Genomic DNA, 17,927 nt, shown 5'->3' with positions numbered 1-17,927 from the left:
ATTCCTCGTTTCTAGCCTTCACCCGTTGTGCATACGAACGGTCGGAGGGTTACGGGTGAAAAGACGATCACGAGGTCCCCTGATCGGGGGACTTGCGCTGGCGATGGTGGCCACGCTGGGCGGGATGGAGGTCCTCCCGGACCGCACTCCCCAGCGCACCGACCAGGTGGCCGAGGCCAAGGACGATGAGGGCCTGCTCTCCCGGCTGGGCGGCGCGGCCCGGCAGTTGGTGAACGGCGGTCCGCGCGGCGCCGAGCCGGAGGTGGTCAGCGCCGGGCTGTCGCTGAGCGAGCAACCACCGGCGGCGAAGAAGTTGCCCACGCCGAAGCGGGTCCGGGAGGTCCCGGAAAGGCGGACCGCCAACGGGCGGGTCTTCCAGCTCTCCGACGGACGGCTTCAGGCCGAGCTCTCGGCGCTGCCGATGAACTACCGGGACGCCAAGGGTCACTGGCAGCCGATCGACACGCGGGTGCGGCCGGCCACCCGGAACGGGTACGTCCAGCAGAACTCCACCAACAGCTTCACCAGCCTCTTCGGGGGGCGTACCGACAACCTGGTGCGCTTCGAGCGGGACGGCCGCGCGGTTCAGCTGGGTCTCGCCGGTGGCGAACGGACCGCCGCACCGAAGGTCGACGGCTCCACGGTGACCTATCCCGGTCTGGCCGGTGGCGCCGACCTGGTCTACGACGTCACCGCCGCCGCGCTGAAAGAGAAGATCGTGCTGCGCCAGGCCCCGGAGGGCCCGGTCTCGTACACCTTCACCCTCGACACCGAGGGCCTGGTGGCGCAGCCGCGGGCGGACGGCTCGATCGCGTTCGTCCGGCCCGACGGCGGTGACCCGGTGCTGGTCATGCCGCCGGCGTACATGTACGACAGCGCCAAGACCCCGGCCACCAGCACGGCGGTCAGCCAACGGGTCCAGCAGATGTACGGGCAGACCACGGTGACCGTCTCGGCGGACGCCTCGTGGCTGCGCGACAAGGCGCGGACGTACCCGGTGGTGATCGACCCGACCATCAAGATCCAGCCAGTGCCGATCGACGGCCAGGACGTGCAGATCTCGTCGGGCGCCCCCGCCGCCAACTTCAACAGCACCTACCAGCTGAAGGTGGGCACCGGCACGGACGCGACCTGGCGTTCCCTGCTGAAGTTCGACGTGAGCCAGATCCCGGCGAACACGCCGATCGACGACGCCGAGGTGATGGTCTACTACGACCAGAGCCTGGACGGCATCTACGCCAACGACGTGCCGATGGAGGTCCAGCGGGTCAAGACGAGCTGGACCGAGAACTCCGCCACCTGGACCACCATGAACGCGGCCGGCGACACGTCGCTGCCCGGCACCATCGTCACCGTCGACGACGGCGACACCAACGCCACGGCCAAGGGCACGTGGAACGCCTCCACCAGCAACCTCACCGCCTACGCGGTGGACGACGACTACCGGGTCAACAGTGACGCGATCACCGGGGACACGTACACGTACACGCCGAACATCACCGAGGCGGGCGAGTACAAGGTCGAGGCCCACTACGTAGGAGCCTCCGACCGCGCGGATGTCGCGCCGTACACCGTGTACCACAAGGGCGGCAGTAAGACGGTGCCGGTCGACCAGCGGACGCCGACCGGTACGGGCGGATGGGTCACCCTGGGCTTCTACCCGTTCGACGCGGGCACCACGGGCAAGGTCGTGCTCGGCGACCAGGCCAACAAGGCCGTCATCGCCGACGCCGTGCGGTTCAGCAAGAACGGCGCGCTCAAGGAGGCGTCGCACTCCAGCACCTGGCTGTCGTTCCCCGTCCGCGGCCTCGTGCAGCAGTGGGCGAGCGGCACGCAGCCCAACTACGGCGTGATGCTGAAGGCCAAGAACGAGTCGCTGGCGAAGCAGGGCGGCGCCATCTTCGAGGCCTCCGAGTACTTCTACATGAACGACCGGCGGGACTACAACCTGCCGAAGCTCGTCGTCACGTACGGCCGGCCCGGCGTGACGGTGAACCCACCGACCACGATCACGTCGACCGGCGCCGTGCTGGACTGGCCGAAGTACAAGGACCCGGACGGGCAGGCCGGTACCGCCGACGATGTCGTCGAGTACCAGGTGCACCGCAGCCCGAACCAGACCTACACCCCGACGGCGGCGACGCTGATCGCGCCGGTCTCGACGAGCACGCTGTCCTTCCAGGACACCACGGCCACGCCGACACCGGCGGACAAGACCAACCCGATGGACCGGCAGTTCTACTACTACATGGTCGTGGCCAAGACGGCCGACGGGCAGCTCGTGGCCGGCCCGACGGTGCCCGCCATGCTGCCCAAGGCCGGCCAGATCACCAAGATCTTCCGGACCGGCGTCACGGACACCACGCTGTCGAAGAAGCTGTCCACCAGCAACGTCAACGTCTACGACGGCGACCCGTACGTCGGCGTGGGCAACAACTCGCTGACCTACGGCGTCACCCGTGGCGTGGTGAAGTGGTCCAGCCTGGCCGGGGCCATCCCGACCAACGCCCAGGTCACCGTTGCCCAGCTGCGGATGTGGAACATCTCCCTCCAGCCGGGCCTCGACCAGAGCCAGTACGTCGACGTCTACAAGCTGAACCGGAGCTTCACCGAGGGGTCCGCCACCTGGAACACCTACGACGGCACCAACGCGTGGACCGCCGGCGGTGACTACGACACCTCGTGGAAGGCGGGCTTCAACGGCTTCACCAACGACCCCGAGTGGGAGACCTGGGACGTCACCAGCCCGGTGAAGGGCTGGGTCGCCACGCCCAGCACCAACAACGGGCTGCTGCTGCGGATGCGCGACGAGGTCAACCAGAACGCCCGCATGATGATGCTCGCCTCCGAGGCCGAGGACTCGATGTTCGAGCCGACGCTGGAGGTCACCTACCTGGAGCAGACGCCAGAGTCGACCTACTACGCCGCCAAGACGCCGACGAACGTGGCCCCGGCGTCGACCTACACCGCCCCGGTGTCGGTGTCGAACCCGACCCAGGCGACCTGGAAGACGACGGACTGGGAGCTGGCGTACCAGTGGACCCGGGCCAACGGCGAGCCGGTGAACGACGCCAACGCGACGGTCGCCACCCCGCTGCCGGCGGACATCCCGGCCGGCGGCACCGTGGACCTGACCGCGCAGGTGAAGACGCCGGCCAGCACCACGGAGGGCAACCAGCGCACCGACTACGTGCTGCGCTGGCAGCTACGCAACAAACTGACCCAGCAGTGGCTGTCGGACCTTGCGCCGATCGCGGCCCTGCCGCAGAACGTCGCGGTGGTGGAGCCGACCTCAGACCAGCTCGGTCTGGAGAAGTTCTACTCGTACGCGGGGAAGAACACCGGTGCCGGCGGCACCCTGATGAACAACCTGCACTCCGGCAACACGGTGTGGTCGTACGACGCGTTGAGCAACCCGTCGCGGGGCCTGTCGACGTTCGTCCGGATGTCCTACAACTCGTTGGATACCTCCGACACCGTCGCCGGGTACGGCTGGTCCCTGCAGGCCTCGTCGCTGATGCGGCTGGGCAGCCCGCTGGACTTCCACCCGAACCCGAACCCCACCAAGATCACCATGACCGATGGCGACGGCACCAGCCACTGGTTCACCTGGGACTCGGCCACCTCGACGTGGAAGAGCCCGAAGGGCGTGCACCTCTACCTGGAGAAGGTCACCACCACGGACTGCCGGCCCAACACGCAGGAGCCGAAGGCCTGGCGGCTGACCAAGCCGGACCGCACGCAGTTCTGGTACGACTGCGAGGGCTTCCTCACCAGCACGGTGGACAAGAACGGCAACACGATGACGTTCACCTACGAGGAGCGGAAGTCGAACAACAAGCCGACCAAGTTCCTCCGGTACATCACCGACGCGGCCGGCCGGAAGACCCTGACGATCGACTACTACGCCAAGGGTCAGACCTACGACTACATCAACGACACCACCTGGGCCCGGGTGTCCGGGGCGACCAACCTGACCAACCCGAAGATCATTGACCACGTCAGGCAGGTCACGGACATCTCCGGTCGGAAGATGACCTTCACCTACACCGACAAGGGTCTGCTCGGCGAACTGGTCGACGGCTTCGGCTCTACCGCCACCATGGGCGCGCCGAAGACGTTCAAGTTCGCCTACGACATGACCCAGGGGAACAAGAACGTCAAGCTGGTCAAGGTCACCGACCCGCGAGGCAACGCCACAGAGTTGGCCTACCACTACCCCCAGACCGGCGACGACCCGAAGTGGCACTGGCGGACCAAGCACTACACCGACCGGAACGACAAGGCCAACCTGACCCAGTTCGCCTACGTGGACCCGGACGCCACCGACAACATCCGCACGACGGTCACGGACGCGGAGAACCACTCCACCGTCTACCTCCAGGACGGCTACGGCCGGCCCATCGAGACCACCAACGCGAAGAACCAGACCACCAAGCTCGGCTGGGACGACGACCACAACGTCACCCGGCTGGAGGAGGCCAACGGCGCGGTCTCGACCTGGCAGTACGACGCCAAAACCGGCTACCCGACCGAGGTGAAGGACGCCGAGGCGGTCAAGAACGGCACGCCGGGCACGGTGCTGACCTACCAGCGCCAGCTCAACGGCTACGTCGCCGACCTCACGGAGAAGACCAGCCCCGAGGGGCGCAAGTGGATCTTCAGCTACGAGGCCGACGGTGACCTGGCGAGCGTCACCGACCCGATGGGCACCTCCACGACGACGGCCGGTGACTACACCACCTACAACACCTACGACGCGTGGGGACAGCTCGACACCGCGACGGACGCCAACGGCAACGGCACCAAGTACAGCCGTTACGACGCCAACGGCTACCCGCAGACGATCACGGATTCCCTGACCAGGGCGACCACCTTCGTCTACGACGTCCGCGGCCAGGTCACCAAGGTCACCGACGCGCTGGGGAAGAACACCACCCAGGCGTACGACACCTTCGGCCGTCCGTTGGACAGCAGGACGCCGAAGGACCAGGCCGCCGGGGTGTACATCACCACGCCGGCGCCGGTCTACGACACGAACGACAACGTGACCCAGTCGACCGCGCCGAACGGGGCCGTCTCCACGGCCTTCTACGATGCCGCCGACCAGCTCACCTGGACCAAGGCGCCGGTCGACGTGGCCGGAGACCCTGAGCGCAAGACGTCGTTCACGTACGACAAGGTCGGCAACCTGGTCACCACGAAAGAGCCGAACGGCAATCTCCCCACGTCGGGCGCAACCGACTATCTGACGACCAATGCGTACGACGAGATCTACCAGCTGACCTCGGTGACGAACGCCGAGGGCGACAAGATCACGTATCAGTACGACAACGTGGGCAACGTGGAGAAGATGGTGGACCCGCGCAAGAACGCGACCACCGACACCCTCGACTACACGTCGACGATGGCGTACGACCGCGCGCACCGGGTCACGAAGACCACGGACGCGCTGGGCAAGTTCACCAGCAGCACCTACGACAAGGACGGCCTGGTCACCGCGAGCACCGACCAGCTCGGCAACACCACGCTGGTGACCCTCGATCGTCGGGGCAAGCCGACCGAGGTCAGGGTGCCGTACAAGAACGACGCCGGGACCATCTCGTACCGGACCACGAAGTACGAGTACGACCAGGTGGGCAACACGACCAAGGTCATCAGCCCGCGGGGTGTGGCAACCACCGACGACCCGAACGACTTCGCCCAGGTCACCGTCTATGACGCGCTGAACCGGGTGAAGGAGACCCAGTCGGCGTACGACAAGGACGACTCCCGCTACACCACGCCGGACAAGACCACCTACGAGTACGACGAGGTGGGCCGGTTGGCGACGATGTCCGCGCCGCCGTCGGCGGGCCAGTCGGTGCGGAACGACACCACCTACAACTACTACGACAACGGGTGGACGAAGACCTCCTCGGACCCGTGGGACATCGTCACCTCGTACGACTACAACGAGCTGGGCGCGCAGACGGCCCGGACGCTGACGTCGGCGGGTGGCTCCTCCAACCGAACCATGAACTGGTCTTACTTCCCGGACGGCAAGCTGAAGGCCCGGTCCGACGACGGGGTGCCGGTGGGTAAGCAGGTGGTGCTGGCCGACAACTCCGACTTCAACAACACCAGCGCCACGGGGACCTGGCCGGCGGCCAACACCGCTACCAACAAGTACGGCTCGACCTACGCCACCCACGCGGCCGGCACGGGCACCAACGTGTTCACCTGGCAGTTGAACGTGCCACAGTCGGGCGCCTACCAGGTGTACGCCCGTTTCCCGACGGTGGCCGGGGCGGCGACCGACGCGAAGTACACGGTCACCTCCAGCGCAGGTCCAGCGGTGAAGACGGTCAACCAGACCGCCGGTGCCGGCACCTGGGTCAGCCTCGGCTCGTACAGCTTCGCCGAGGGCAACGCCCAGAAGGTGACGCTGTCGGACCAGGCCACCGGCACTGTCGTCGCCGACGCGGTGAAGCTCGTCCGGGACAACTCGGCCGACGTCGACAACGAGAAGCACGACTACAGCTACCGGTACGACACCAACGGCAACCTGACCACGATCACGGACGCCTCTCCGGGCACCCGGGTCGACACCTACACGGTGACCTACACCGGGTTGAACCAGGTCGAGAAGGTCACCGAGTCGAAGTCCGGCTCGGAGGTGAACTCGACGTCGTTCAGCTACAACGAGAACAGCGCGCCGCTGACCACCGACCACGACAAGCAGTACTCGTCCTACACATACGACGAGCGCGACCTGGTGTCGAAGGTGACCAACGGCAAGTCGGCCACCGACGCGTCGCCGAAGGTGACGACGTACACCTACACCGACCGGGGCGAGAAGCTCAAGGAGGTCAAGGGCAACGGCAACGCCGTCGACTACACGTACTTCCTCGACGGGCGGCTGAAGTCCCAGACGGAGAAGAAGCCCAACGGGACCCTGGTTTCCGATTCGAGCCTGGACTACGACCTCAACGGCAATCGCTCACACGATGTGACCAAGAAGATGAACGCCGACAACCACGGCGTCTATCTGACCACCACCAGCGACTTCACCTACGACCCGCAGGACCGGCTGGCCTCGCTGACGAAGACCGGTGACGGCGCCGGCACGGAAACCTACGTGCACGACGCGAACAACAACGTCACCAGCCAGACGGTGAAGGGCACGTCGACCACGTTCAACTACGAGCGGAACCGGCTGCTGACCGCGGTGACCGGGGGTTCGACGGCGTCGTACAACTACGACCCGTTCGGCCGCCTGGACACCGTCACCGCTGCCGGCACCGTGATCGAGCGGAACGTGTACGACGGGTTCGACCACATCGTGGAGAACCGCAAGAACACGGGCAGCGCCACGTCGGTCACGAAGTACACCTTCGACCCGATGGACCGGACGACGACCAAGACCACGGATGCCGGCGGTGCCAAGGCGAAGACCACCACGTTCAACTACCTCGGCCTGTCGGGCGAGGTCCTGGACGAGGAGGTCGCTGGCAAGCTGACCAAGTCCTACCAGTACTCGCCGTGGGGCCAGCGACTGTCGCAGGTCACCCACAACACCGATGGCACGGACGAGGACGTCTACTACGGCTACAACCCGCACACCGACGTCGAGACCCTGACCGACAAGACCGGTGACACCAAGGCCACCTACGGGTACACCGCCTACGGCAAGAACGACGACACCCAGTTCACGGGTATCGACAAGCCGGACACGGCCGACCCGACCAAGGAGCCGTACAACGCCTACCGGTACAACGCCAAGCGGTGGGACCAGTCCTCCGGCAACTACGACATGGGCTTCCGCGACTACAGCCCAGGGCTGAACAGATTCCTTTCGCGAGACAGCTACAACGGCGCCCTGGCCGACATGAACCTCGGCAGCAATCCCTTCACCGGCAACCGGTACGCCTTCGGCGGCGGCAACCCCATCAGCGCCATCGAACTCGACGGACACTGCTGGGATTGGGCCCAGGATGCATGCGATGCGCTAGAAGCAGGAGCAGAGTGGGTCGACCACAACTCCGATACCCTCACCGATCTTGCAGTGGATTCCGCTGAAATCCTCCTTGGAGGCGCTGCTGTCGGCGGAGGCCTTTCGCTGATAGGTTCCGGCCTCGCCGCATGCGCGGCTACTGTGCCGGCGCTTGCGGGGGTAGTTACCGCACCTATCACCGCTGCGGGTTGCGGGGCTGGAGCCGCTTCTGCGTTGGCTGGTGGAGCGTTGGTCGTCGGGGGCCTCGCGATGGGTGCTGACGGCCTATCGAAATGGGGAGACGACTTCAACCGGCTCGAATCCACAGGCAGTAGCGGCGGGGGCGCGAGCAAGGGTGATCTGGGGTCGAGCTGGAAGCCGCAGGATCCGGGTGACCCGAAGTGCTTCAGCGGTTGTGAAGATGTGGCGAAGGATATCCAGAAGAAGCTGGGCGGCGGGCAAATCTATCGCCTTTCCAACGCTGAGAACCCGCCCGGAGGATCAGGTAATCAATATGGCCTGGGTGGCTACATGCAGAAGGAGAACGGGCGCTACCATCAGCAGGGTTGGTACACTCACGATGTCGTCGTTCGCGATGGCAGAGTGTATGACGGGTTTACGGACAGGGCAGGTGTCTCTATGGAGGAGTTCGAATCCCGCTGGGAATATGGCGGCGACATCTTGAAGTGGACACCTGTTTCGTGAATCGACGGAGACTCATTCAGAATCTTCGGCAGCGACCTCGTATGTTCGGACTGGACGGCTCGTACGGCATGTACGTGGCCTTCCTTAAGGGGTACGAGGAGGGCTCTGGCGACGATCTGCTGGCCAAGCTGAAGGAGAAGTTGGTTGGCGACCTCGGAACTGGGCAGAACCTAGGATGGGAAGCTTTGCTCCTTCGGAAGCTGGCTCCTGACGATCCTGCATCCTGGCAGCCCTTGGAGATACGGGATGAATCGTTCGATCGTCTGATTTGCCAAGCTCTGTTTGATCACTTGGAGGACCTTGAGAGCGAGGCGTAACAAGCCGCGCTGATTCAAAGCATCGAGCCGGGGTCGTAAAGGATCCCGGCTCGATGCTCGTCTCGCTGGCCAAAACCCGGCTACCGCTTCGACCGGGACCGGGGCCACCCACAGTTCACGGGCATCGACAAGCCGCACGCGGCGGACCCAACCAAGGAGCCATACAACGCGTACCGGTACAACGCCAAACGGTGGGACCAGTCCTCCGGCGACTACGACATGGGCTCAGGCAGCGGGCGATCGATTTGAAGCACGCCAGTCGTCCCGATTACATCAGGGCGGCGCGCGATTTGGTTGAGCTCGGTGCTCTAGGGGGCTGATGATGAAGCGGCGCGATATAAGAGAGGGAATGGTATTCGCTGTTCTCCTTCGATCCGGCGCAAATGCTCTTGCTCTTGTCACCAGGCACGGACGTAGTGCGGTCACTGTCGGGTACTTCTTCGGGCCAGCACTCGATGCCATCCCAGAAGAACCTCCGAGCCTGCGCCCAGAGAACGCGGTCCTAATTGCTAGGTTCGGCGATATCCCATTGGTGAGCGACGAATGGCCCCTCGTTGGCCGACTTCCTGGCTGGAACCGGGCGATGTGGCCATCATCGGAATTTTTTAGAGGTGATATTAGGGCCCGTGGCTTCGTGGTCCTTTATGATGACGAGGATCCCAACAAGGTTGTCGGGGAAAGGCTCTCGGAGCCTGGCGACGAAGATCTTCCATCGGACGACTTGCACGGGTACGTTATTGTGCGGAGTAGGCTATCCAGCATTCTGAGCTAGGCGCAACCAAGACCATCTCCCAATGATGGTCTCTGTCAATGTGATTGGCGCGCGTGCCGGAATTGGCACGCGCGCAATTCCGTTATCCGACCAGGCCTGCGGCCCGCCGAATGCCCTTGCCGGCAGCTATGAAGGAAGTAGGTCGAACAAAGGTTGCTGCGGCAGGATCGGCGGCGACGTCTACCAGAACTCGTCCAACCTGCTGCCGTCAGCGCGGGTGCGTCTTTCGCGGAGGTGGACGTGGGATCAGTAATGCTCTGAACTGGAGGTGAGATGCAGGTCGAGTTGGATGGTCGGCGGATCAGCTCGGCTGCTGAATTTCATGCGGAGATAGCTCGGTTGCTTGACTTCGGGCCGCACTACGGGAAAAATCTGGATGCTTTGTGGGATCGCCTCAGCTTCGATGTTGGGCGTCCAGTGCGGCTGATTTGGAACCATGTGCGGGTCAGCAGGAAAGCTTTGGGACGGGTTGATTTTGACAGAATCGTCGCGGTCCTGCGACGAGCTGAAGAGTGTGATCGACTTCGACGCGATGTCGAACGTTTCGAGCTGGTACTAATTGAGTGCAACGGCTGCTGCCGCTCAGCCAAGTCATTGGGCTGACCGGGCGTACACGAGCCAGACGCGCTCGTGCAACAGCCTTAACCTACCTTGGCACGGCAACGGGGCAACTCACGGCTGATACCGAGTCTGAGGTCGCGGAGGCCGGCCTACGTACTGCGAAGGCGCGCAATCGTGTCTCTGATCCGTTCCTGGAGCAGTTCGTCGGCCCAGACGATGTCATCCGCGGAACTGCCCACGCCGGAGCGATCGTCATGGTCGAGAAGGTCCTCCAGAGCGGGGATTGTCTCGACCGCTTGCAGTTCAAGGATGATCGCCAGGCCGAACCGGCCGCCGTAGTCGGTGATTCCTCGGCTGAGCGGTTCAACCAGCTCTGCTGTCGGTACGCCGAGTCGGGCGAGGGCTCGGGCCGCGGACAACCTGCTCCAGCGGTCGCCCAGACGATCGCGGAGCTGTGGTTGCAGGTGGGCGGCCGCTGCCGGCGAGGCGTGCGCCAGGTCGGCGATGAGGTCCGCAGCAAGACGCGCGGGCGTGTCTCCGGCGACGAGCACGGCTTCCACCGTCGGCAGTACGCCGCCCGGCCCGGCCACGGCCGCTACCACCCGCGCCGCCAGGACTTGTTTCTCCCGCTGGGGACGGACCCGGTCGGCCGTGCCGGTCAGATAGGCAGATGCAACGGACGTCAGGGGTGCCAGAGCGTCGCCGAGCTCGTCGGTGTCCGACATGGACGTCCGTGGCGGCAGGGCGTCTCCCGCCAGGATGGCGCGCAGGGCGTCGAGCACCACTTCGGTGTCCCCGGTCAGCCGCCGGACAGCCAGGGCCGCTTGCAGGTCGCCCGTCTCCAATGCTCGAGTTCGCCAGTACGGGACAGCGGCATGATCGTCGTGACCCTGCATGAGCAGCGTCTCAGCGACCCGCGGGCCGGCGTGCGGCATGGCGGCGAGCAGGTCCGGCACGAGAACGCCGGCATCCCTGCCCCAGTGCCCGACCATTCCAGCCAGCACCTCGGCGTACACCGGGTGGCTGACCAGCCGGCCCGCGATCGCAGCCCGGACCTCCGGCGTGAAGCGGACCGTGCCGGGCCTGAACCGGAACCGGTGACCTCGGGCCATCGCCGCGCACACCGGCTCGACCCACCGTGGGTCACCGAGCCGCTGCAAAGTCTCGACCGACCGGTACTCGACGGTGAATCCCCGCTCACCGGCCGTCTCCGGGAACCGGCCGGCCACCAAGGCCACCACATCGGCGAACTGTCCCGCTGCCGCACCCGCCTGACGTAACACGTCCATCACCCTGCCGCGCACACCAGAATCCGGATCATTGAGTAACGGCGCCACCAGCGGCACGAACACCGGCGGCGCCGAGCGCCGGGCATCGCAGTGCGCGCTCAAGGCCCAGAGCCCGGCCTCGCGGGTCCTCGGATTGCCGGACCGCAGCATGTGCTCGACGACGGTGGCAGCCAACGGGGTGGGTGGCGCGGCCACGATCTCCTCCGACCACTCCGCTCCGCGGGCCCAGGCCCAGGTGACGGCCGCATCGTCGTCGATCGCGGCCACCAGGGCGGGGATTGTGCCCGCCGGCCAGTCCAGACCCGCGCGGAGCAACGCCACCGCGGCGGACACCCTGACCTGCGGGTCGCCATGTAGGGCAGCGCCACTCAGCACCGTCTCGGCGGCAGCGGAATCGACCTCGCCCAAGGCGAGTGCCAGGGCCGCTCGCGCCGCCGGATGATCCTCCGCAGCCCACCGCCGCCACAACGGTTCGGCTGTCACACCGGCCTTCGCTGTGGCGTAGGCCGCAGCCTCGCGGACCTGGGGGTCGGCGTCGTCCAGCAGGGCCACCAGAGACTCCAATTGGTCGGCGACCGCTGCCCGCACCTTCGCGGAATCGACACCGTAGGCATGCCGTTCGTCGGCCAGCATGCCGAGCATCCAGACGACCTCGTCACGGCGGTTCGCGGCCCCTGCGGCAAGCTCCGCGAGAAATGGCACCGCAGCCACCGTGGCCGGGTAGACCGTGCCCTGATGGAAGACGCTGCCGTGCAGCTCGGAGATCGCCTTTGACGCCACTTCGCTGTCCGCCGAGCCTGCCTGTCGGAGCAGTCCCGGCGTATCGTGCGCGCTGCCGTACGCATGTGACAGCTCACCCCAGGCGATCGCCTCAAGACCTTCAAGCACGCCGCGCAGCCTATGTGTCCATCACCGGTGCAGTGGACCGGTGAGCCGCCAGGCCCCGTACGCGATGTCGTAGATCGCGGTGCGATCGACCTGTTCCGGGGCCGACTGACCGAGCCGCCACGGCTCGGACGTGGCGGAGAGATCAACAGCTATCGAGCCGTCTGACCGGGTGCCGAGTACGCCTATCCAGTGCGGGCTCTCCTCGATCAGGCTCTCCATCGTCTCAACGTCGGGATCGGTCACGTCCACCGCCGACGCGTCGAACAGGGCCGAACCGGCCAGCAGGGCCAGCAGACGGCTCAGGACTGCCGCCGGCATCACCGGGTCCGTCGACTCCACAGCGACGTAGCAGTCGTCGTGGCCGGAGAACCACAGGCGCGAGCCGGCGAGGGCGGGCAGGACCGGTTCCCCGTGTAAGGCCGTGCCGAGGGCGAGGACGATCTCGTCCACACGCTCGGCAGTCGGTGTGCCCGGAACGTCGATCAGCGTCAGTTCGTACGGTGACCAGCCGGCCAGGAATCGGGGTAGATCGTCCCGGCGGATCACGAGGGCCTCCTCGCTGAGGCCAATGACGCCGGACGTCAGCACATCGAGGGAGTGGACCTCGCAGTCGACACCCTGCTCCGCCGCGATCCGCGACGGCCGCCAGGGGAGGTACTCGTCGTCCAGAAAGCTGTTCGTTTCCAGGCCAACGACGATGAACGTGCCATTCGCCGTGGACATGAGGACATCGGCCAGCTCTGCGGCCTGCGCGGCGGCCGCGTAGACGATGCCGCACCCCATGGCCTCGTGAACGCTGAAGCTCAGAGGGAAGGGTGCGCGGTCGAGTCCCATGCTGTTCACGGAGAACGCGCCATGAGGCCCGACCTGAACCATCCCCGCCTCCTCAGCGTGACCGGGTGCGGACGCGGACACGCCCTGCCGCTGGCCGCGAACGTGTCCTCGAACGAGGAGCCTGACGGGGGCTGGTGCGGTCAGTGCCGCTTGGCGAAGGCGACGAAGGACCGCCAGGCGGCAGGGTCGAACTGGAGGATGCCGCCGTCCTGGTCCTTGGTGTCGCGCACAAGTACGACGCCGGCCAGATTGTCGGCGACCTCCACGCAGGACCCGCCATTTGAGCCGGAGCGGGTCGACTTGTGCCACCGGGCTTCGGTCATGTCCATGTCTGCGCCGCTTCCTTCGTCAGGTCGAGTGACTGCCGACGGGATAGGGCCTCACTCCGGATCGCTACCCAGGTCCGCTGGAGAGTAGCAAGGTCATCGGTGTGGTTCACTACCTGCGCGCGGACCTGGTGGTCGAGATGCGCCACCATCGAGCCGTCACCCAGGCTGCTGGTCGAGGCGGCCGACGGTCATCTCGCATGCCGGCCGGACTGGCTGTGCGTCCGCTGTGCCGATCCGTGGCCGTGTCCGGCGTTCCGTGCGCTGCCGCCAGCGCCGGGAGAGTGGGCGGGCCGGTTGTTGCCCGGTCTGGTGCCGGTGCTGCGGCAGGCGATCCACGACCTGCGTGGCCGGCCGGAAGGTCCCCGGCCGCCACAGATCGTGCAGCGTTTCCTGTGGTTCCTGGACCTCAACGCCCGAGGAGGCGCGCGCCACGGCCCTGAGGCTGCGCCGATGACCGCCCCTCCGAGTCGCCCGCACACCCCGATGCGTCCACTCTGGCGGTGCCGCAACTGCGGCGCCGACTGGCCGTGCCAGCCGGCGCGGCTGTCGCTGCTCAGCCAGTTCCGGTACGACCGGACCGCACTGCTGATCCATCTGGGCACGGTGATGGCCGAGGCGGCTCAGCAGTTCGCCCAGCTCAACGCCCATCAGGTGCCGGACCTGACCGATCGGTTCCTCTCCTGGGCCCGCGCCCGGTCCTGACCATCCCGAATGCCGAGCCGGGACGTAGTCACCAATCCGTCACCGCGTCGCTACGAGGCGTGTCCGCCACTTACGCTCGTGGGCGTGTCCGGACCAGCCGAGGGAGCCACCGAAGAGGACCGACGTGACCTCATCGTCACGGTGGCCCGGGAGTTGGCCGAGGTCGAGGGCTGGGCGGGGATGAACCCGCGGCGGCTGGCCGAGCGGGCCGAGGTCGACGTCGGCGATCTCTACCGGCACTTCGCCGATCAGGAGGCGTTGCTCGCGGCCGTCGCGGTGTGTGCCTTCGCCGACCTGGCCGCCGATCTGGCCGAGGCGCACGCGGAGGCAGCCGGGGATCCCGAACGGGCCTGGCCGGCGGTGGTCAGCGCGTACCTCGACTTCGCGTACACGAACCCGGAGGTCTACGACGCGATGCTCGCGCTGACCCCCGACCTCGCCCTCGGCGTGGACGGCGTGCCGGCCGCGCCCCGGGCCGTGTTCGCCGAGCTGCGGGCGGCCCTGACCCCGCTGGCCGAGGGGCGTGACCCGGACGCGCTGGCCGAGATGGGCTGGAGCCTGCTGCACGGTGTGGTGATGCTGACCAGGGGCGGTCGGCTGCGCCCCGAGGCGCAGGAGGAACGGGAGACGATGATCGCGGAACGGTTGCTGCGGTGGCCCCGCCCGGTGGGCGGAAAGTCGTTGGGTACGTCGGACGATATGCCCTAAAGTCCCCGATCGTCGGAGGAGTTGATCACGAGGAGTTGGCGGCATGACGGTGGACGCGACGGCGCGGCGGCAGGCGCAGGTGCTGATCTTCGACGCGGACGACACCCTCTGGGAGAACAACGTCGTCTTCGAGCGGGTGATCGACGACTTCCTGGCCTGGCTCGACCATCCCACCCTGGACCGGGTGCAGATCCGTGCCGTCCTCGACGACATCGAGCGGGCCAACGCGGTGGCGCACGGCTACGGCAGCAAGGTCTTCCTGCGCAGCCTCGGGGAGTGCCTGGAGCGACTGCGTGAGCGACCGGCCACCGACGCCGAGCGCCAGGAGATCGACCGGCTGGCCGTTGCCCTCGTCGAGCACCGGGTGGAGCTGATGCCCGGGGTGGCCGACGCGCTCGACGAACTCGCCGGCCGGCACGAGCTGCTGCTGCTGACCAAGGGGGACCAGGTGGAGCAGCAACGCAAGCTGGACGCCTGCGGGCTGCTGCACCACTTCCGTGCCGCGCACATCGTTGCCGAGAAGAACGTCGAGGTGTACCAGTGGCTGCTCCGGGAGCACGGCTTCGACCCGGCCGGCGCCTGGATGATCGGCAACTCCCCGAAGTCGGACATCCTGCCGGCCCGGGCGGCCGGGCTGAACGCGGTGTTCATTCCGAACGAGAACACCTGGGTGTTGGAGGACGACGAACTGGACCCGACCGACGCGGGCGTACTGCGGCTGGCCGAGTTCCGCGACCTCCTGCGGCACTTCTGACCTTCCGACCGGGAACAGCGCTCGCGATCATGGTCGCGTTACGCCGACATGCCGCTTTTTCACCTTGAGATCAGTCACGCCGTCAACGCCTCGCTGTGGCTTGTCCGGGCCGTCGTGGCCCGCCTAACCTGGGCCGGCGCTCACGGCCCTTCGGGGTGTGCCGGGGGCGCACCGGCGTCCGGCAGGTGGGCACCGTGGAGCTGAGTGCAGAGCGGCCGGCTCTCCCCGTCGTGCCGCGAGGCGTCGTGCCGCGCCCCGCGTGGTGCGACGAGGATGCCGGAGCTGTCCGCTCTCCTGCCGGTCCGCCGGGGGTCAGGGCCGGGTAGTTGCGGACCCGGTCCTGACCCGGCCCACGAATCGACCACCCCCGGTGAGCGGGGCAGACCGTGAGCCGGGTCGACTGTCAGGATGACGGAATGAAGCGCAGATCCCTCCTGCTCGGCACTGCTGTGGGCCTGGCGGCACCGGCCGTGCTCGCCCCGACGGCTCCCGCGCTCGGCGCGACACGGCCGGGGCCGGCCTGGGGCACAGCGCCGGTTCCGCACTCCACCCGGCCGACGATGCCGCGCCGCAACCTGGCCGCCCAGCTGACCACCCTGCCGGTGCAGACGAAGCAGGTCATCGTCGTCGGCTCCACCAGCTACACCACCACCTACGCCACCCTGGAGGCGTACGTGAAGGTCCGGGGTCGCTGGCAGCCCGCCTCGGCATCGTTGCCCGCCCGGATCGGCTCCAAGGGCTTCAGCGACAACCACGTCGAGGGTGTGCCGACCACTCCCACCGGGGTCTACTCCATCGGCCCGACCATGTACGGCATCGCCGCGAACCCGGGCGTCCGCTACCCGTACCACCGTCTGGTCAGTGGCGACTGGTGGAACGAGAACCCGTCGTCCGCGCAGTACAACTCCTTCCAGCACACCTCGACCAACCCCGGCGGGGCGAGCGAGGCTTTGTGGACGGAGGTGCCGGCGTACACCCACTTCGCGGTGATCACCTACAACATGGTGCCGAACGTGGCGAAGCCGGTGCCGAACGCGGGCAGCGGCATCTTCCTGCACCAGTTCAGCACCAGCGCCGGCAACGCCACCGCCGGCTGCGTGTCCCTCTCCCACGACAACCTGGTCGACGTGCTGAGCTGGCTGGACCCGACGCTGTCGCCGCGCATCGTGCTCAGTCCCTACGCCCAGCTCGGCCGCTACTGACGGACAACGATCGGCCGGGGCGGCGACGGCGTCAGCCGTCGTTGCCCCGGACGATCGCCACCGCCACCCGGCAGAACTCGTCCATGTCCGGGTTGAACCCGGCGGCGATGTCGGGATGCAGCCCGGAGCGGGTCTCGTCCAGCAGCCGCTGGCAGACCTGCTCGACCGGCTCACCGGCGTAGTCGCCGCGGACCCGGTCGATGGCCGCCTGGAGCGCCGAGGTCAGCTGATCCTCCAGCGGGCCGCGCAGCTTCTGCTGCACGGGATCGAGCCCGCGCGGGTCGAGCGTGACATGTGGCTCCGACATCGGTGCTCCCTTCGTCGGCGTCCGCGGTACCCCACCGCGGGCGTCGGTCAAACCCCGGTCGGTACGGCGGCGACCCGCACCTGGTACGAGAAGTCCTCCGCCGGTTCCTCCTGGTACGACAGCCGGCGGATCTGCCGGTCGTCGTCGTAGAGGGCGACGTCCACCAGGACGCCGAGGTGGGCCAGGCCGATGCTGGACACCCGCTTCTTGTCCTGCAGCACGGCGCACACGCCGCCGAGCAGGGTGCTGGCGTCGGCGGTGCGGTGCCCGGGCGGGCAGCGCAGCACCAGGTCGACCTCGATCGGCCCGGGCAGCGGCGTCCAGCCGGTGCGCTGGGCCGCTATCAGGGCGGCCTGAAGCAGGGTGCGGACCCTCGTCGCCTGCCGGTGCCCGGCGGCGAAGATGGACAGCGCTTCGGTCTTGACCGGTGGCAGGCCGCTCACCTCGAACGTCAGGGCGAGAGCGCGGGTGTCCTGCACGACGGCACCTCCTCGTTGGGGACGATCCTGCCCAACCGGTGGAGCGGCAGTGGGACGTTCCCGCGATTACCAACCGTTCGGGCGGGCTGGGGTCGGCCGGAGGCG

At 67.0% G+C, this 17,927-nt stretch carries 12 protein-coding genes and 1 pseudogene; 7 read left to right on the top strand and 6 right to left on the bottom strand.

Translation table 11 applies throughout. From position 1 onward, the window contains the following. Nucleotides 1–124: 124 nt before the first annotated feature. From M8C17_RS21415 to M8C17_RS21405, 3 genes are all read left to right on the top strand, one after another. Nucleotides 125–8,680 (top strand): DNRLRE domain-containing protein, encoded by an 8,556-nt coding sequence (locus tag M8C17_RS21415; RefSeq protein WP_252418299.1) that lies wholly within the window; start codon nt 125–127, stop codon nt 8,678–8,680. A gap of 41 nt (nt 8,681–8,721) precedes the next feature. Continuing rightward, nucleotides 8,722–8,997, top strand: a complete 276-nt coding sequence (locus M8C17_RS21410) for a hypothetical protein (RefSeq protein WP_252418298.1) — start codon at nt 8,722–8,724, stop codon at nt 8,995–8,997. Between the two features lie 1,045 nt (nt 8,998–10,042). Further along, the gene (locus M8C17_RS21405) at nt 10,043–10,372 is read left to right on the top strand and encodes a barstar family protein (RefSeq protein WP_252418297.1); all 330 of its coding nucleotides are present in this window, start codon (nt 10,043–10,045) and stop codon (nt 10,370–10,372) included. Nucleotides 10,373–10,479: 107 nt separating this feature from the next. On the opposite strand, the gene M8C17_RS21400 is transcribed toward M8C17_RS21405, so the two are convergent. The 4 genes and pseudogenes from M8C17_RS21400 to M8C17_RS21385 all read right to left on the bottom strand — a co-directional run. Further along, nucleotides 10,480–12,507: a HEAT repeat domain-containing protein gene (locus M8C17_RS21400; protein ID WP_252418296.1), complete on the bottom strand. Its 2,028-nt coding sequence runs from the start codon at nt 12,505–12,507 to the stop codon at nt 10,480–10,482. 21 nt (nt 12,508–12,528) lie between these two features. Then, nucleotides 12,529–13,383, bottom strand: coding sequence for a hypothetical protein (locus tag M8C17_RS21395; protein ID WP_252418295.1), 855 nt, complete (start codon nt 13,381–13,383; stop codon nt 12,529–12,531). Nucleotides 13,384–13,481: 98 nt separating this feature from the next. Then, nucleotides 13,482–13,664, bottom strand: coding sequence for a DUF397 domain-containing protein (locus M8C17_RS21390; RefSeq protein ID WP_252418338.1), 183 nt, complete (start codon nt 13,662–13,664; stop codon nt 13,482–13,484). Beyond that, nucleotides 13,661–13,840, bottom strand: a pseudogene (locus M8C17_RS21385) (Scr1 family TA system antitoxin-like transcriptional regulator); the annotation flags it as partial. The gene M8C17_RS21390 and the pseudogene M8C17_RS21385, both read right to left, overlap by 4 nt. Before the next feature lie 280 nt (nt 13,841–14,120). On the opposite strand from M8C17_RS21385, the gene M8C17_RS21380 reads away from it, so the two are divergent. From M8C17_RS21380 to M8C17_RS21365, 4 genes are all read left to right on the top strand, one after another. Beyond that, nucleotides 14,121–14,372 (top strand): flavin reductase, encoded by a 252-nt coding sequence (locus M8C17_RS21380; RefSeq protein WP_252418294.1) that lies wholly within the window; start codon nt 14,121–14,123, stop codon nt 14,370–14,372. Between the two features lie 84 nt (nt 14,373–14,456). Continuing rightward, nucleotides 14,457–15,080, top strand: coding sequence for a TetR/AcrR family transcriptional regulator (locus tag M8C17_RS21375; protein WP_252418293.1), 624 nt, complete (start codon nt 14,457–14,459; stop codon nt 15,078–15,080). 43 nt (nt 15,081–15,123) lie between these two features. Then, on the top strand, nt 15,124–15,834 hold the full coding sequence (locus M8C17_RS21370) for an HAD family hydrolase (protein WP_252418292.1): 711 nt from the start codon (nt 15,124–15,126) through the stop codon (nt 15,832–15,834). 416 nt (nt 15,835–16,250) lie between these two features. After that, on the top strand, nt 16,251–17,036 hold the full coding sequence (locus M8C17_RS21365; protein WP_252418291.1) for a L,D-transpeptidase family protein: 786 nt from the start codon (nt 16,251–16,253) through the stop codon (nt 17,034–17,036). A 31-nt stretch (nt 17,037–17,067) separates the two neighbouring features. On the opposite strand, the gene M8C17_RS21360 is transcribed toward M8C17_RS21365, so the two are convergent. Then, a complete protein-coding gene (locus M8C17_RS21360; protein WP_252418290.1) occupies nt 17,068–17,343 on the bottom strand; it encodes a hypothetical protein in 276 nt (91 codons plus the stop codon). 47 nt (nt 17,344–17,390) lie between these two features. Continuing rightward, nucleotides 17,391–17,822 (bottom strand): hypothetical protein, encoded by a 432-nt coding sequence (locus M8C17_RS21355; protein WP_252418289.1) that lies wholly within the window; start codon nt 17,820–17,822, stop codon nt 17,391–17,393. Between the last annotated feature and the right edge of the window lie 105 nt (nt 17,823–17,927).

The sequence above is a fragment of the Micromonospora sp. RHAY321 genome, assembly GCF_023896955.1.
In the GTDB taxonomy this organism is placed as follows: Bacteria; Actinomycetota; Actinomycetes; order Mycobacteriales; family Micromonosporaceae; genus Micromonospora.
The sequence above is the reverse complement of the archived record's forward strand: the minus strand, read 5'-3'. Positions and strand labels throughout refer to the sequence as shown.

What these genes read in the sequence shown, in the direction of transcription:
- M8C17_RS21415 (WP_252418299.1), top strand. Translation starts at nt 125, where the DNA reads ATGGAGGTCCTCCCGGACCGCACTCCCCAGCGCACCGACCAGGTGGCC.
- M8C17_RS21410 (WP_252418298.1), top strand. Translation starts at nt 8,722, where the DNA reads ATGTTCGGACTGGACGGCTCGTACGGCATGTACGTGGCCTTCCTTAAG.
- M8C17_RS21405 (WP_252418297.1), top strand. Translation starts at nt 10,043, where the DNA reads ATGCAGGTCGAGTTGGATGGTCGGCGGATCAGCTCGGCTGCTGAATTT.
- M8C17_RS21395 (WP_252418295.1), bottom strand. Translation starts at nt 13,383, where the DNA reads ATGGTTCAGGTCGGGCCTCATGGCGCGTTCTCCGTGAACAGCATGGGA.
- M8C17_RS21390 (WP_252418338.1), bottom strand. Translation starts at nt 13,664, where the DNA reads ATGACCGAAGCCCGGTGGCACAAGTCGACCCGCTCCGGCTCAAATGGC.
- M8C17_RS21380 (WP_252418294.1), top strand. Translation starts at nt 14,121, where the DNA reads ATGACCGCCCCTCCGAGTCGCCCGCACACCCCGATGCGTCCACTCTGG.
- M8C17_RS21370 (WP_252418292.1), top strand. Translation starts at nt 15,124, where the DNA reads ATGACGGTGGACGCGACGGCGCGGCGGCAGGCGCAGGTGCTGATCTTC.
- M8C17_RS21365 (WP_252418291.1), top strand. Translation starts at nt 16,251, where the DNA reads ATGAAGCGCAGATCCCTCCTGCTCGGCACTGCTGTGGGCCTGGCGGCA.
- M8C17_RS21360 (WP_252418290.1), bottom strand. Translation starts at nt 17,343, where the DNA reads ATGTCGGAGCCACATGTCACGCTCGACCCGCGCGGGCTCGATCCCGTG.